Source organism: Thalassobacter sp. (assembly GCF_982993085.1).
Genome location: NZ_CEZFMW010000098.1, coordinates 1 through 13677, shown reverse-complemented (window position 1 = coordinate 13677; position 13677 = coordinate 1). Strand labels below are relative to the sequence as shown.

Here is a 13677-nt window from a genome sequence, read left to right as displayed (position 1 = left end):
CCGGTCCAGCCGGACCAACGGGCGCGCGAGGGCTTACAGGAGCAACTGGTGCGACTGGCCCGGTCGGTCCTCAAGGCCCTGCTGGTGCAAACGGATCGCCTGATACCGCCACCCAAGTGCGGGACAAGCTCAAAACAGTCGACGGCTCTGGCTCTGGCATCGATGCAGACCTCTTGGATGGCAGTCACGCCAGTGCCTTTGCACGGCTCTCAGGCGCCACTTTTTCGAGCACCGTCACGGCCCCGAACTTCGTGTCGTCCTCCGACGCGCGCCTGAAAACAAACATCACGCCAATCTCTGACGCGCTCCAAAAGGTGCAGGCTCTCACAGGCGTCACCTACAACGTGATCGAGGGCGGAAGCCGAGAAGTCGGCCTGATCGCTCAGGATGTCCAAGCAGTCGCCCCAGAAGCTGTTGTCGAGACCGAAGGCGTGCTGCGTCTGGCATATGGCAACCTCGTTGGGCTTCTCGTCGAGGCAATCAAAGACCTCTCAGCCGAGGTCGAGCAGTTGAAAGGCAAAGACCGATGATCGAGACAGGCTTGCACGTTATCTACAACACCACCGCGCGTCTGCATTATGCCGTGGACGTCCAAGAGACCTACGCGGGGCTTGCCGTCTTTGAGCCCTGCGAACCCGGCCAAGGCGTCCGAGATGCCGTGGGCACAGCTGTCTGGTCTGAGATCAAGGGCGTGCTCGAAGAACCGATCACAGCGCAAAATAAGGCAGGCTTTGTGGATCTCACGGGCAACGGCACCTTTGTACCGGACCTGCCGGGCTGCCCCCATGGCGCGGTCTACAAGGGCCGCTCCTACATCTTTCTCGACGGCATGGTCGGGCACGATGAACTGACCGACTACGCTCTGATCGACATCATGACCGACAACAACGGCTTTCCTTTGCCGTGGCGCAACCGCTTTGCACAATCTGCGCGCGAGAAGGTGGATACCTCCTTCCGGCATCGGGCCCGGACCCAAGCCTCCAACGCCCTCGTCATCTTCATGCCCATCGCCGGGCCTTTGTCCGGGGCGCGCGTTGAGTTGCTCTGCGACCAAGACCCAATCTTGCTGAACGACACCACGGTGGCGGGCCGCATAGATGACGCGACAATCCCCAACGATGGGGTGTGGTTCAAGCAGTTCTATTTCCACGCAAAGGGGCCAGCCTCGGCCACCGTCCCGGCGGGAGGCCGGGCCGACATCCCGGTGCAATTGATCTGGAACAAAAGCGAGGCACCTTGTGCAAACGCCTTAAAGCTCAAGCTCGACAGCGACGCAGGGTATTTGCCGAAACGCCGTTTAGCGACCGACGCGCAGGGGCAAGGAAGCTTTGCGGTTGAAGCGCTTGGCCTCAGCACAGGCGAGCAGATCGCGGTCAAGATCAACACCGAGCATTACACCGCCATCGGCAAAGTCATTGTGGAGGTCGTTTGATGCACATCGAAACCACCACTGAACTACAGATGATCTATCCGGCCTTCGTGATGCACAAGCATTGGGACATGCCCGATGGCTTCAACGACCGGCTTTACGCGTTGGCGGCCGAGGATGCCGTGACAAACCGCATTCAAGACGCCGGTGACGGGCGTAATGTGGGGGATCAAACCAACCACCTCGGCCATCTCCGCCACAACTTCCTGATGGATAAGCGAGACCCGGCAATTGCTGCCCTGGCCCAGATGGTGGCAGCGGGCGTGCGGGAGTATCTGCGGCTGGCTTATGGCTATGAGCACTCGGGCGAGATCGCCATGATGTCAGACACCTTCTGGCAGCGGCGCGACCAGCGAGAGAACGTTGGCATCAACACCCACACCCATGTCCAGACCGATATCGTGTGCACATACTATCCGCGGGTCACGCTAGACGCGGATTGCCCGGAGACTTCACTCCATCGCGGGGCGGTGCGGTTCTATGATCCCGCGAATGTGGGCAAGCGGCTCTGGCCCTGTCGCAATCCGGAGGCTTACGTCGGTGGCTGGTACGCAGTGGAGCCTCGCGCAGGATCCATGCTGATCTTCGAGGGCCACGTCCCCCATGACAGCACATATTTTGAGGGCACGGAGCGGATGTGCATTCCGGTCCTGTGCTCCCTCACCCTTCCCAATTCTCACTGCAAAGCCGGGCTCGCTCAGATCCTGGCCCATCAGGCACAAGGAGATGCTCATGGCCTATAAGGTCGGATCTACCATCGTGATCAGCGACAGCGGCACCGTTGATTGGTCGCGGATTGCCAACAAACCCGCAATTGGAGCGGGCGACATTACGTCTGTGACCGTCACGAATGGGACGCCTGTCTCCGGTCCCGTCCGTGTTTTTGGTACCAATTGTGGCGGGAACTGCGCCTGCACCGGCAATTGCTATGTCACCAGTCTCTCAGGCGGCGGCACCAGTGGCGCGGTGACCATCACCGGCAATCGCGCTTTCTACAATTGCAACTGCAACTGCCGGTGTTGAGGATGGAAGCGCGCAGCACGAGCATCGATCTCTGGCCGACCCGGGTCAGCTTCTTTGAGACGCCGGTTGATTGGCCGGTGAACCGCCAGCTGGCGGAGGAGGCCATCGTGGCGGTGGGCGCAGCTGATGCGGCGGACACGCTCAGCGCGTCCAAGCGGCGGGTGCGCGGGATCTTGGAGCGGAGCGAGGCTGGTCAGGCCCTGAAGGCGCATCTCTTTGCCTGCGCACGGGCAGTGTTGGGCCCTTGGTCTTCCTACCTCGATCCCGACCATTGCGAAAACCGCGCGCTCGTAATCCCCAAAGGCGGGTTCATCTCGACCCACAAAGACAGCCGCGAGGGCGACCTGACCTGCGTGCACTTCCTGACCGGGAGTGGCGCAAGTCAGCCGATCAACTCTGTCGGCACCCCGCGCTTTGTGATCGAGGACCCCTCGCGGTACTTTGACGAGGGCCGCCTGCCCTTTGAGGGCCGCCATGGCTACAGCGTCAACCCGCGGCCCGGGCTCTCGGTGGTCTTCCCCTCCCATATTCCCCACAACCAGCACCCCCACGCGGGGGAGGCACCCCACGTGCAGGTGGTCGCGAACTTCCGCGTCACCCTGCCCGACGCTCTGGCAGAAAGGCTCTTTGACTGATGTGGTTTGAACTGACCCTCGAGGCGCGAGACAGCGCCCGGCACACCCTGCGCTATAACCCGCATACCTCGGAGTGCGAGGGACTGCCGCTGCCCGTAGAGCCTGGCACCTTTGAGCCCGCGCCGCGGGTGGCGAAGGACGCACCCTTGGGCAAATCCCGCGCACCGCGCGTGCTGAAAATCCAGCTGGGCCTGTCGTGCAACTACGCCTGCAGCTATTGCAGCCAGGCCTTCCAGATTGCGGATGCCACAGTCTCGAAGCTCGCAGATGTGGATCATTTTTTGGCGCAATTGGAGGGGTGGATCACAGATGCGCCCGAGCGAATTGAGATCTGGGGCGGCGAGCCGTTTCTGTACTGGGCGAAGATCAAGCGATTGGTGCCAGCGCTGGCTGCGCGCTTTCCCGGTGTGCGCTTCTCGATCATCACCAACGGATCGCTGTTCAATCGCGAAAAGCTGAACTTCATTGCCGCGCACGACATCGCGATCACGATCAGCCACGATGGGCCGGGGCAGCACTTGCGCGGGCCTGATCCGCTTGATGATCCCGACAAGCGCGCTTGGATTGAGGCCTTGCTGGCGGAGCGGCCTGATAAGGTCGGGTTCAACGCGGTGCTCACGCGCGAGCATCACGACCTGCAGGCGCTCAAGGCCTGGTTTGCAGGGAAAGTCGGGCCGGGCATTCACGTCGGCCTCGAAGGCGTTGTGAATGTCTATGACGCGGCGACCGCCATCGGGACCGGGCGGTTTGCGCCCGCCGAGTTGAACAGTCTCACACGATCAATATTTGAGGCGCTGGTCGAGGATCCGAACGCCTTTGGTCTCGGCGAACGGATCGATGAGTTCTACGCCTCTATCCAGCGGCAAAGGCCGATTGAAGCCCTCGGCCAAAAATGCGGCATGGACCGCGAAGACACCATCGCCGTCGATCTCCGCGGCAACGTCATGACCTGCCAGAACACCGGGGCCAAGGGCGTGCACAAGATCGGACATGTGGAGACCTTTGAGGACATCGCGCTCGATACCGCGACGCATTTTGCCTTCCGAGACGAATGCATGTCATGCCCCGTCGTTCAGCTCTGCAAAGGATCCTGCATGTTCCTTGAAGGGGAGTTCTTCAAGCAGAGCTGCGCCAATGAGTTTGCGTTTAATATGGGGATCATGATGGCGGCCGTCTGGCATTTGACGGGGATGGTGGTGGTTTGGGTGGAAGGCTGAGGCCGCCAGCTTTGATGCCGCGCAGGCGACGGTCCTGGATGCGATTGATGCCGCTGAGAGAGCGGCGCGGGTTGAGCGCAGGATTACAGACGAAAGTGCTGTATTCTCTGCTTGGGTGCCAATCGAGGAAGGGTGATTGGGTCGCCTGATCGCCGGACACGCAAAACGTTTGCAGTGCTACATGGTAAAATCAGCTATTGCGGGCGCCCCGCACGAACCCGACGATCATGTCCCAGATGAACAAGATGGGCAACGCTAAGAGCCACAACAAAAACACAAACAGCTTGACACCAAAGACGACGGCAAACACCGCCACCATGATGAGCATGTACATAATCTGGAGTTGAGCGGCCTTTTTGCCCCGAAGCTGTACCCCTGCAAACTTGAAAGACGAATATTGCGGCTTGAGAAAGTTGAAGGTGCCAGCCTTGTTCTTCACCGACGCGCTGACGCCGGTTTTAGACAGGTTGAAACCAAGTGGCCCCGCACGCCAGCGGCCAATCAGTTGAAACCGGCCATTTTGCAGTGCGACGCGTGTTCCGTTGGCGATGCGTGTTGATGCTCGCAGGCCCTTTGATGAATTGGCCGTTAGATTGACCGGGCCAATCTTCTCCTCCCCGCGAACCGCAACACCACCCGTCCGAGAGGCACGCGTGTATTTGCCACGGTGCTCGATGCGGACTTGTTTGCCGTCTTCCTCTTTTTTGCCCAGGCCAAACATCAGCGTGTATTTAAGCCTGCCAGCGTCTGGACCTGGTCGATCGTGTCAATCGCGTCTTCTAGCGTCTTTTCACAACCGAACTTTTCACGATCGGTCATGTTGGGGTTGCCCTTGATAGCCGCCAAACCTGCTTCAACGGAGCCACGCAGCTCTGCCCCAGAATCAGTCGTCGTCAGAATGCTTTGTCCTAAGATGATTTGGAGCATCATGTTCTGCGCAACAAGCTGGCCGGACAGCACTTCAATATCATCTGTGCGTTTCAAATTATTTTCCCTCGTCGTATCTTTTCGTTTTTGGCTAAGGCACACAGCCATAGAAAATTGGAAACTCGGACAAAGCGCTCTCCAATAGCCACCACCGCGTCATCATCAACTTTGCGCACCTATTAAACCCATGCCAGGCGCCTACCGCGCAGCAACCCCGTTTACCGTCGCCCCAGGCTTCAAACTCTCAGCCACAATCCTCGCCTTGACCTCATCCGGCCAGCGTCGCTGACCATTGGTCCGTATCTCCACCCCGTAGTCCCTGAGAAACTCTACCATAGTCGCCATTGCGAAACTCCTGCACCGATCTACATCCGACACGGCATCGCAGGTCAGACAATCGAACAAAAGGCGACGGCCAGCGACCGCTTACGCACCTCACGGTAAAAACTAAATTCTAGCCTTCGATTTTATCGCTGGGGTCATCTTCGTTTTTTTGCTTTCGCTGGCTTTTCAAGATTCTTGACTGCATCTGGGCCAAGGCTCTTTTTTACAAGATCTTTTGCGAATTTCAAAAAGTTGGTGCAAAGGCTCTGCGGTTTCGGCGTCCAACCTAGGCTTTTCCCGCTTCCCTGATTGAAAGCGTGGAATATTTGAGCCTCCTTTCTGCTAACAGAATCTGGACACCACTTTCCGAGTTCAAAAAATAAGAGCCAGTCGTCTTTGATGTAGCTGGTTTGTTTCCAGAATTTTTTTAGGCTGCCTTCGTCGACGTATTTCAGGAGTTGATTGTAGTCATTAGGGTCTGTTGACATTCGGGATTCCCATTTTGTTTGAACTCTGATTCAAGCTTTCAAAATGGAGGTTTGAATGGACGAAGATCGCTTGGTTATTTCGGATGAGCTTTGGGAGCAGATGGGGCCCCTGTTGCCCGGAAAAGTCGGCGATCCTGGAGCAACCGGTCGTGACAATCGTAGGTTTATGGAGGCGGTTCTTTGGCGTGTGCGAACAGGCTCGCCTTGGCGTGATTTGCCCAAGGATTTCGGCAATTGGAATTCTGTTTTCAAGCGATTCCGCCGATGGGCTGATGCCGGGGTATTTGAGAATCTTTTCAATGCGATAAACGCTGAGCCAGATCTCGAATACGCTATGATTGACGGAACGATCGTCCAGGCCCACCAAAAGGCATCGGGCGCAAAAGGGGGACTCAACATCAAGCCATCGGGCGCTCTCGCGGTGGGCTGACGACCAAGATCGTCGGCATGGTCGATGCGCTTGGGAACTTGTTTCGCTTTTTGCTTCTGCCGGGGCAAGCACACGACATGAAGGGGGTTGCCCCGTTGATACATGACGTTTCCTTTGGGGCATTGTTGGCGGATAAAGCCTTCGACGCTGATTGGCTCCTGCAAGACCTTGATGAGCGCGGCGCAACCGCTGTTATTCCGCCCAAATCAAACCGCAAAATACAACGTGAATACGATACTCACATGTACAAGTGGCGCCATCTGGTCGAAAACTACTTCGCAAAGATAAAAGAATTCAGAGGGATAGCCACACGATACGACAAAACAGATACAAGCTACGCCGCAAACTGGTACCTCTGCGCCACGATCATCGCCGCTCGATGATTGTCAACAGGCCCTAGTTGAAGCCCCATTGATTTGTACCATCAATGCGTTTGTGCTTTTAAGTCTGAGCCACAGGGCGTCTCTAGTCTCGATCCAAAGTTGTGACCCCGGTGTGCGCTCGTTTTCTGCGAGCTTTTGCAGTCGGCTAAGATCGCAATCAATGGTGCCCGGATGATATTGCTTGATCCATGTTGAGTGCCAAGCATTTCGTCCCCACCCAAGATAGCTTACGCGAACAAGACGTGCATCGACAGGGGAGAAGAACCGTTTTGTGGCAGTTTTTGGCCCAATGCGCGTCATTTTGAATGTGGCATCGCGCACTTCCTGCTTCTTCTGGAACTCTTCAATCAGGTCATCATATTGGCCTTGTCTTTTCATTACTAATCCATCGTTTTTTCAGAGGCCGGGCTTAAACCGCTTGTCGATAGTATTTTCGAAGGCTTGCGCAAGTATTGGATTCACCTTGCCGTCATTCACCTACTCAAGCATTTGCATTCGCGCTTGAATCTGGACAACTTGAACCGGTAATCCCCAAGTTGGATGGCTTCTCGACCACCTTGTTACTGTGTTGCCCACGGATCAAGCCTCTTGTGTACGGTTTACCATGGTTCCTCGCGATCGTGATGACCTGGTTGACCGGCTGCGCGACGGCGGGTTTTGAAGCAAGCGGCGTCGCGGCATGTCCGCCGCTCGTGGAGTACAGCCGCGAGTTTCAGGCGCGGGCGGCCGAAGAATTGGCGATGCTGCCGGACGGATCGGCCATCGTCGAGATGCTGAGCGACTACGCGGTGATGCGGGAGCAGGCTCGTCCTGCCTTTCATGAAATTCAGCACCAAAACCCTTCGGCACAAAGTGACACCTCCGTGTTCCGTGAGATGAACCGGACGTTCGAGCATGTTGCGGCGAAGGTGCTGCAAGAGCCAACTTTGCCCGATGCTGCGTCATGCTTGAATGGCGGATTTGCCCTTCGGTGTTCAGTCGAAGTCAATCATTGCGATGCGTAGGTTTATCGCAATGTCGCCCTTCGCCGGAATGTGCAGACTGTGTCAGCTATGCGTCCGCGATTTTTCAGGATCATAGACGGGGCTGGTGGTGATTGTGGCCGTTGTTTCCAGACCGTCGCCCGACACCGTGAACGTTGTGCCAACCTCAAGGCCCGGTCGGACATGGGCCAGCGCCAGCGATTTGCCCATCCGGTGCGAATAGCAGGGGCTGTTGATGGTGCCGACACCCTGACCGTCCAACATCAGGGTTTCACCGCCTGCGACCATTTCCGGATGGTCGATGTCGAGGCAAACGTTGTTGACCTTCTCAGCGCCTTTCGCCGCCATGACCGCCGATTTGCCACGGAAATCGCCTTTGGCGCTGCTGACGGTGAAGCCGAGGCCGACTTCCCACGGTGTGTTATCCTCGGTCATGTCGTAGCCGTGGAACAGCAGGCCCGCTTCGATCCGCACCTTGTCAAGCGCAGTGAAGGAACAGGGCATGACGCCTGCCTCGACCAGTTTGTCCCAGATGTCAGTGATCACCGAGCCATCGGCAAAAATCTCGTAGCCGCGTTCGCCGGAATACCCGGTGCGTGAGATGCGGCAGGGGTGACCAAAAAGCGTCGCAGGCGCATGTTCGAAATAGGCCAGAGTGCCCAGGTCGATATCCGTATGCGCGTTGAGAATTTCCAGCGAGGCTGGCCCTTGCACCGACAGGTCGTGAAGATCATCGCTAAACTGCACCTGAACATCGTGCCCCTCCGCTGAAGCCTGCAAGAGCGCCATGGTGTCGCCAGACCCATGCACGATCATCCATTCGTCACCGCCGTTGTTCGACACGATAGCGTCATCGGCGATCCCGCCTTGTTCGGTGAGAACACATAGGTAAGCAGCCTTTCCCGGCGTGACCTTGGAAAGATCGCGCGTGGTCAGGTGATCGAGGACCGCCTGAGCGTCAGGACCGCGTACAAACACCTTCTTCAAGGGCGACATATCGAACATGCCCGCGCGCTCGCGGACCGCATTGTGTTCATCGTTGGGATCGGTGTTGTAGGTCCAGGCGGTGCCCATCCCATTCCAGTCCTCCAGCCCTGATCCAAGCGCGGTGTGCCGCGAGGCAAGGGCGGATGTGCGGCTAAGTTCTTCGGTCATCGGTGTTCCTTTCTAGTACCATTCGTCCGGCATCTGCGCCTTGCGCTCGGCGACATAGTCTTCAAGCGCGCCTTGGATGCCGGGTTCCATTTCGGGTTGTTGATAGTCGTTCAGCATCTGAAGCCACCGCGCGGTGGCACGTTGATCAGCGGTCAGTGCGCCATTTTCAGACCAGGTCTCGAATGGACCGGCGTCAGATATCTGTGGTTCAAAATTCGCCGTTGTGTAGTGGCGCATCGTGTGGCTGGTCGACAGGAAATTCTCGCCCGGGCCCGTCTCAAAATAGGCGTCCCGACCAAAGGCTTCTTCGTCGGTAGCGAAACCCTGCAAAAGCTTCAGCTTCGCGCCGCAATGATCGAGATCCATGATGAATTTCTCGTAAGACATCACAAGCCCGCCTTCGAGCCAGCCTGCCGCATGCCAGACCTGATGCGCACCAGAGAGCAGCGTGGACCACATTGCACCGGTGCTGTCCTGCATGGCTTGCCCGTCCGGCGCGTTGGACGCGGTGATCTGTCCCCCACCAGAGCGCACCGGCACGCCAAGTCTTCGGCCCAGTTGCGAAACCGCCATCGTCGTCATGTTCGCCTCAGGCGAGCCGAAAGTCAGCGCGCCGGTGCGCAGATTCATCGTCGAGTGGAATGACCCGAAGACCACCGGGCAACCGGGGCGCACCAGCTGTGCCAGGGCGATGCCGACCATGGCTTCGGCCAGCGTTTGTGCCGCCACCGCAGCCGGGGAGAGTGGCCCCATGGCACCTGCGAATATCGCAGGTGAAACGCAGACACACTGGCCTGCCTCTGCGTAGATGCGCAGGGCCGACGACATCGTATCATCATAGATCAGCGGCGAGTTGACGTTGATGTTGGCCTGCATCACAGCAAAGCGTTCCATGACGTCGCTGCCAAAGACAAGGCGTGCCATTTCGATACTGTCCCGCGCGCGCTCGGGTGCCGTGACAGAGCCCATGAAGGGTTTGGTCGAGAGCGTCAGATGCGCCAGCATCATATCCAGGTGACGTTTGTTCACCGGGATATCTGTCGGCTCGACAATTGTGCCGCCGGAATGGTGCATGGCAGGTGCGCTGTAAGCCAGTTTGACGAAATTGCGGAAATCCTCCAGCGTCGCATAGCGACGCCCATTTGCCAGATCGCTGACAAAAGGAGAGCCATATCCCGGCATCAGCACAACGTTGTTGCCGCCAAGCGTTACCGTCTTGGCCGGGTCGCGGGCATGCAACTGAAATTCGGCCGGGGCCGTGCCGCACAGCGCGCGAACCTGACCCGGCTCAAACCTTACGCGTTCACCGTCAACCCGCGCGCCCGCCTGGGCGAAGAGATCCAGCGCCGTTTTGTCCCCTCGAAACTCGACACCGATCTTGTCCAGAATCCAGTCCGCCTGATCCTCGATACGGGCCAACGCCGTTTCATCTAGCAAATCGTATGCAGGTATCTTGCGACCCATGAACGGCGTGTTCTCCGAGGGCGCGTTATGACGGGACAGACGGCCCCTGCGCGCGCTGCTGCGGCGACCCTGAGGTGCTGTTGTGTCTGTAATTGAGTTCAAATGTTCCAACGCCATCTCTTCAGTTTGTGGGTCTGAATGCCGATGTAGAGCATAAAAATCAGTTTAAAAATCGAATTTTTCTGTTCTTTGCGTATAAATAATTTATACGTTGAACCTATGAATGCCCGCTTTCATCACCATGATCTGCTCAGGCTGTTTGCCGAAATCGCCCGCTATTCCAGCTTTTCGACAGCGGCAGCGGCGCTCAATATGACCAAGGGCGCGATCAGCTATCAGATCAAAACGCTTGAGGCCGATCTGGGGATGAGCCTGTTCCAGCGCACCACGCGCGGCGTCACTCTGACCGGAGAAGGGCTGAAACTGCTGGCGATCTGCCAGAGCCGATACGATGAGATCGAAGCCGAAATTCAGGTGTTAAAGGGGGTCTCGACCCTCTCTCTGACAGTTGGCGTTTCGACCTATTTCGCCGCACGCTGGCTGTCGCCACGTCTGATGACCTTCATGCAAAGCCACCCTGATGTGCAGCTTCGCATTCAGCCGATGATCGAGTTTTCTGAAACCGAGATGCTGGGCGTGGATTTGGCGATCAGGTGGGGCAACGGAAATTGGAAGGATGGCACCGTGACACCGTTTATGCCGATGCCGTCCTTTCCAGTTGGCAACGCCGATGTTGCGGGGCGGGTAGTGCGGCTGGGGATCAGAGAGGCGGTCACAGAGCTAACACTGCTGCGCGATCGCGAAGACAGCAACGCTTGGTCTGAATGGTTGGAACGTGCGGGCCTGCCGCCGCAAGCGCGACGGGATGTGTTGATCGTGCCGGATCCCAATGTGCGGGTTCAGGCCGTGATCAACGGCCAGGGCGTCGCTTTGATGGATGATCTAGTGGGTGATGAGTTGGCAGCAGGCAAGCTTCATCGGCTGTCGGAGATCGTGTTGCCGGACTATGGGTACTTCATCGTCAGGCCAGATAGGGCCACAGCCTCGGAACCGGCGACGGTGTTCTCGGATTGGCTTCAAGATGCAGTTTCAGCCCGCAACCAGTCAAGGAACGCACTGGCGCCCTGAGACATCTGCCGATCCGTGAAAACGACAAAGTAACCCGCGTTTTCAACTCTGACATCGGACAATCTGACAAGCGTTCCGTCGCCAAATTCAGCCGCGACCAGATCATCCCAAAGGGCGATCCCCTGGCCATCCACCACCGCCTGAACGCGGCTGTTTGAATCTGGGATGGTCAAGCTGGACCGGCTGGGCGCGTAAGGCAACCCCGCGGCTTGATGCCAGGCCCGCCAACCCGCATCGCCGGAGCTGTCACCCAAGAGCGGAAGCTGCCTGACCGCCTCGGCCAGTCCAAGCTGCCTAACCTGCTCTGCGACTGCGCGGTTTGCGGTTGGAACGGCAGGCAGGGACAAAAGAAGTTCGCTTTTGTGACCCTCCCAGCCACCAGTTCCCCAGAGGATAGCCATGTCGACTTTGACAGATCTCAACATTTCCACGGAGTTGAGCGGTTCGATTCGCAGGCTGATTCCGGGATTGGCCTCGAAGAAACGGGTGAGCCTTGGCGACAGCCAGCGTGACGAGAAATAGGTCAGCGCGCCAATGGTCACGGCACCGGAGGCTGTGCCGCGCAGGTCTTCGATTTCACGGTCGATCTGGCTCAGGGCCGTTTGGGAGACATGCCACAACCTGCGCCCTTCTTCGGTCAGTTCCAGCTTTGCGTGGCGGCGCTCGAACAGTCTAAATCCAAGCTCCGTTTCCAGTTTGTTGATTTGATAACTGATCGATCCTTTCGACTGATTCACCTCGTCCGCCGCCTTGGTCATCGACAGACTGCGGGCAACAGCATCAAAGATCTTGAGGGAATCATAGGAACGAAAACGCATGGTATCTGTTTAATATTTTTAAACGATTTGTACAAATCATTAGATTTGCACCAGGCCAATCGGTTGAATATCCTGATTTCAATGCGTGGCACCCATCCTTCTTTGTAAAAGGTCACCCGCAGGCGTCTAACAACTCTAAACGGTGAATATCATGACAACCGACCTTTCAAACGCGCGTTTCGCAGTCAAAGCTTTTCCAAACACAGGCGAGCGCCCGCGCGAGCTGACCCGCACGATGCCGCCCCATCCCCTCAGCTACATGGAGCTGCCTTTTGATCCCGAATACACGCTCTACAATTCACGCCTGACACCAGAAAAGCTCGACACAGCCACAGATGACGAGATGTATTGGGCCGTGCGCACCAATGTCATTTTCCGCCACACCGGCGAGTTGCCGATCGAGATCAGCGGGCCGGATGCGGAAACGCTGCTGAACAAGGTTTTCACCCGCAGTGTCAGCAAGGTGAAACCGGGCCGCTGCTCCTATCAATTCGCCTGTTACCACGATGGTGGCATGATCACCGATGGCGTGCTGCTGCGGCTCTCCCAAGACAGGTTCTGGATGGCGCAGGCCGATGGCGATCTCTTCAGCTGGTACAAGGCCCACGCAGAGGGGCTGGATGTGAAAATCCACGATCCCAATGTCTGGGTCAGCCAGATTCAGGGTCCACGGTCACTGGAATTGTTGGCCGCGGTACTGGACGGACCGATGCCCGATCCTTTCCGCTATTTCGATTGCGCCGAGGTCTCCATCGCGGGCCAGACCTGCTGGATCAGCCGCTCTGGATTCACCAACGAGCTGGGCTGGGAGGTCTACCTGCTGCCTGATACCGAGATCGCGGACATTGGCGAGCGGATCATGGAGGTCGGTGCGGCGTTCAATATCCTGCTGACCGGAACGCCGGTGTTTCGCGCACGGCGGATCGAGGCCGGGTTGCTCAATGCCGGGTCGGATTTTGGGGCGGAGACAACGCCGTTCGAGGCGGGGCTTGGCGGTTTCGTCGAATTTGACGACCGTGACTTTGTTGGCCGCAAGGCGCTGGAGGTGGCCGATAAATCCTGCCGCACTTGGGGCATGCGCGTCACCGGCAGCGTGGCGCAGCTTGGACGCGTCATGACCATTGATGGAAAAGATGTCGGCCGTGTCTGTTCCTCGGGCTATTCGCCGTATCAGGGCTGTGGTGTTTGCATCGTGCGCATGGACGACCCCGCACAGGGTCCGGGCACGCAGGTCGATGTGCTCTGCGCTGATGGGTCCACCCAGACCGGCGAA

Annotated in this window: 18 protein-coding genes; 10 read left to right on the top strand and 8 right to left on the bottom strand. The window is 57.8% G+C overall.

All coding sequences use genetic code 11. The features are described from left to right. From AC4GMC_RS13885 to AC4GMC_RS13860, 6 genes are all read left to right on the top strand, one after another. Window positions 1-530: tail fiber domain-containing protein (locus AC4GMC_RS13885; protein ID WP_490391464.1), on the top strand; the 530-nt coding region annotated here is incomplete at its 5' end. Next, window positions 527-1432 (top strand): hypothetical protein, encoded by a 906-nt coding sequence (locus tag AC4GMC_RS13880; RefSeq protein WP_487880345.1) that lies wholly within the window; start codon window positions 527-529, stop codon window positions 1430-1432. The genes AC4GMC_RS13885 and AC4GMC_RS13880, both read left to right, overlap by 4 nt. Then, window positions 1432-2172 (top strand): hypothetical protein, encoded by a 741-nt coding sequence (locus AC4GMC_RS13875; protein ID WP_487880346.1) that lies wholly within the window; start codon window positions 1432-1434, stop codon window positions 2170-2172. Before AC4GMC_RS13880 ends, AC4GMC_RS13875 begins: the two co-directional genes overlap by 1 nt. Then, complete coding sequence (locus AC4GMC_RS13870) at window positions 2162-2452, top strand: hypothetical protein (protein WP_038008978.1); 291 nt, start codon at window positions 2162-2164, stop codon at window positions 2450-2452. The genes AC4GMC_RS13875 and AC4GMC_RS13870 overlap by 11 nt, the downstream gene beginning before the upstream one ends. A 2-nt stretch (window positions 2453-2454) precedes the next feature. Continuing rightward, the gene (locus AC4GMC_RS13865; protein ID WP_487879534.1) at window positions 2455-3087 is read left to right on the top strand and encodes a hypothetical protein; all 633 of its coding nucleotides are present in this window, start codon (window positions 2455-2457) and stop codon (window positions 3085-3087) included. After that, window positions 3087-4304, top strand: a complete 1218-nt coding sequence (locus AC4GMC_RS13860; RefSeq protein WP_487880347.1) for a radical SAM protein — start codon at window positions 3087-3089, stop codon at window positions 4302-4304. Before AC4GMC_RS13865 ends, AC4GMC_RS13860 begins: the two co-directional genes overlap by 1 nt. A 190-nt stretch (window positions 4305-4494) precedes the next feature. Here AC4GMC_RS13860 and AC4GMC_RS13855 read toward each other — a convergent pair whose 3' ends face one another. The 4 genes from AC4GMC_RS13855 to AC4GMC_RS13840 form a co-directional block, all read right to left on the bottom strand. Further along, entirely contained in the window at window positions 4495-5025 is a 531-nt protein-coding gene (locus AC4GMC_RS13855) for a hypothetical protein (RefSeq protein ID WP_487877308.1), read from the bottom strand. Further along, window positions 5025-5288: a hypothetical protein gene (locus AC4GMC_RS13850; RefSeq protein ID WP_487877307.1), complete on the bottom strand. Its 264-nt coding sequence runs from the start codon at window positions 5286-5288 to the stop codon at window positions 5025-5027. The genes AC4GMC_RS13855 and AC4GMC_RS13850 overlap by 1 nt, the downstream gene beginning before the upstream one ends. 141 nt (window positions 5289-5429) lie before the next feature. Beyond that, window positions 5430-5567: a transposase gene (locus AC4GMC_RS13845; RefSeq protein ID WP_487877309.1), complete on the bottom strand. Its 138-nt coding sequence runs from the start codon at window positions 5565-5567 to the stop codon at window positions 5430-5432. Between the two features lie 143 nt (window positions 5568-5710). Next, window positions 5711-6043, bottom strand: coding sequence for a hypothetical protein (locus AC4GMC_RS13840; protein ID WP_487877306.1), 333 nt, complete (start codon window positions 6041-6043; stop codon window positions 5711-5713). 55 nt (window positions 6044-6098) lie between these two features. Between AC4GMC_RS13840 and AC4GMC_RS13835 the strand changes: the two genes are divergently transcribed. Then, a protein-coding gene (locus AC4GMC_RS13835; RefSeq protein WP_487877305.1) for an IS5 family transposase occupies window positions 6099-6856 on the top strand; the annotation gives its coding sequence in 2 pieces (ribosomal slippage) (window positions 6099-6435 and window positions 6435-6856; 759 coding nt in all). Window positions 6857-6859: 3 nt separating this feature from the next. Here AC4GMC_RS13835 and AC4GMC_RS13830 read toward each other — a convergent pair. After that, complete coding sequence (locus AC4GMC_RS13830) at window positions 6860-7234, bottom strand: hypothetical protein (protein ID WP_487877304.1); 375 nt, start codon at window positions 7232-7234, stop codon at window positions 6860-6862. Between the two features lie 245 nt (window positions 7235-7479). On the opposite strand from AC4GMC_RS13830, the gene AC4GMC_RS13825 reads away from it, so the two are divergent. Beyond that, window positions 7480-7860, top strand: coding sequence for a hypothetical protein (locus tag AC4GMC_RS13825; protein ID WP_487877303.1), 381 nt, complete (start codon window positions 7480-7482; stop codon window positions 7858-7860). A gap of 42 nt (window positions 7861-7902) precedes the next feature. Here AC4GMC_RS13825 and AC4GMC_RS13820 read toward each other — a convergent pair whose 3' ends face one another. Continuing rightward, on the bottom strand, window positions 7903-8994 hold the full coding sequence (locus AC4GMC_RS13820; protein WP_487877302.1) for an aminomethyl transferase family protein: 1092 nt from the start codon (window positions 8992-8994) through the stop codon (window positions 7903-7905). Between the two features lie 12 nt (window positions 8995-9006). Continuing rightward, the gene (locus AC4GMC_RS13815) at window positions 9007-10575 is read right to left on the bottom strand and encodes a trimethylamine methyltransferase family protein (protein WP_487877301.1); all 1569 of its coding nucleotides are present in this window, start codon (window positions 10573-10575) and stop codon (window positions 9007-9009) included. Between the two features lie 102 nt (window positions 10576-10677). Between AC4GMC_RS13815 and AC4GMC_RS13810 the strand changes: the two genes are divergently transcribed. Then, window positions 10678-11586: a LysR substrate-binding domain-containing protein gene (locus tag AC4GMC_RS13810; RefSeq protein WP_487877300.1), complete on the top strand. Its 909-nt coding sequence runs from the start codon at window positions 10678-10680 to the stop codon at window positions 11584-11586. Here AC4GMC_RS13810 and AC4GMC_RS13805 read toward each other — a convergent pair. Beyond that, complete coding sequence (locus AC4GMC_RS13805) at window positions 11535-12404, bottom strand: LysR substrate-binding domain-containing protein (protein WP_487877299.1); 870 nt, start codon at window positions 12402-12404, stop codon at window positions 11535-11537. The two genes, AC4GMC_RS13810 and AC4GMC_RS13805, sit on opposite strands and share 52 nt — an antisense overlap. Before the next feature lie 151 nt (window positions 12405-12555). On the opposite strand from AC4GMC_RS13805, the gene AC4GMC_RS13800 reads away from it, so the two are divergent. After that, window positions 12556-13677: aminomethyl transferase family protein (locus tag AC4GMC_RS13800; RefSeq protein WP_488084014.1), on the top strand; the 1122-nt coding region annotated here is incomplete at its 3' end.

Excerpts from the sequence above, each read along its gene's own strand:
- AC4GMC_RS13880 (WP_487880345.1), top strand. The coding sequence starts at position 527 with ATGATCGAGACAGGCTTGCACGTTATCTACAACACCACCGCGCGTCTG.
- AC4GMC_RS13875 (WP_487880346.1), top strand. The coding sequence starts at position 1,432 with ATGCACATCGAAACCACCACTGAACTACAGATGATCTATCCGGCCTTC.
- AC4GMC_RS13870 (WP_038008978.1), top strand. The coding sequence starts at position 2,162 with ATGGCCTATAAGGTCGGATCTACCATCGTGATCAGCGACAGCGGCACC.
- AC4GMC_RS13865 (WP_487879534.1), top strand. The coding sequence starts at position 2,455 with ATGGAAGCGCGCAGCACGAGCATCGATCTCTGGCCGACCCGGGTCAGC.
- AC4GMC_RS13860 (WP_487880347.1), top strand. The coding sequence starts at position 3,087 with ATGTGGTTTGAACTGACCCTCGAGGCGCGAGACAGCGCCCGGCACACC.
- AC4GMC_RS13855 (WP_487877308.1), bottom strand. The coding sequence starts at position 5,025 with ATGTTTGGCCTGGGCAAAAAAGAGGAAGACGGCAAACAAGTCCGCATC.
- AC4GMC_RS13845 (WP_487877309.1), bottom strand. The coding sequence starts at position 5,567 with ATGGTAGAGTTTCTCAGGGACTACGGGGTGGAGATACGGACCAATGGT.
- AC4GMC_RS13840 (WP_487877306.1), bottom strand. The coding sequence starts at position 6,043 with ATGTCAACAGACCCTAATGACTACAATCAACTCCTGAAATACGTCGAC.
- AC4GMC_RS13830 (WP_487877304.1), bottom strand. The coding sequence starts at position 7,234 with ATGAAAAGACAAGGCCAATATGATGACCTGATTGAAGAGTTCCAGAAG.
- AC4GMC_RS13825 (WP_487877303.1), top strand. The coding sequence starts at position 7,480 with ATGACCTGGTTGACCGGCTGCGCGACGGCGGGTTTTGAAGCAAGCGGC.
- AC4GMC_RS13820 (WP_487877302.1), bottom strand. The coding sequence starts at position 8,994 with ATGACCGAAGAACTTAGCCGCACATCCGCCCTTGCCTCGCGGCACACC.
- AC4GMC_RS13815 (WP_487877301.1), bottom strand. The coding sequence starts at position 10,575 with ATGGCGTTGGAACATTTGAACTCAATTACAGACACAACAGCACCTCAG.
- AC4GMC_RS13810 (WP_487877300.1), top strand. The coding sequence starts at position 10,678 with ATGAATGCCCGCTTTCATCACCATGATCTGCTCAGGCTGTTTGCCGAA.
- AC4GMC_RS13805 (WP_487877299.1), bottom strand. The coding sequence starts at position 12,404 with ATGCGTTTTCGTTCCTATGATTCCCTCAAGATCTTTGATGCTGTTGCC.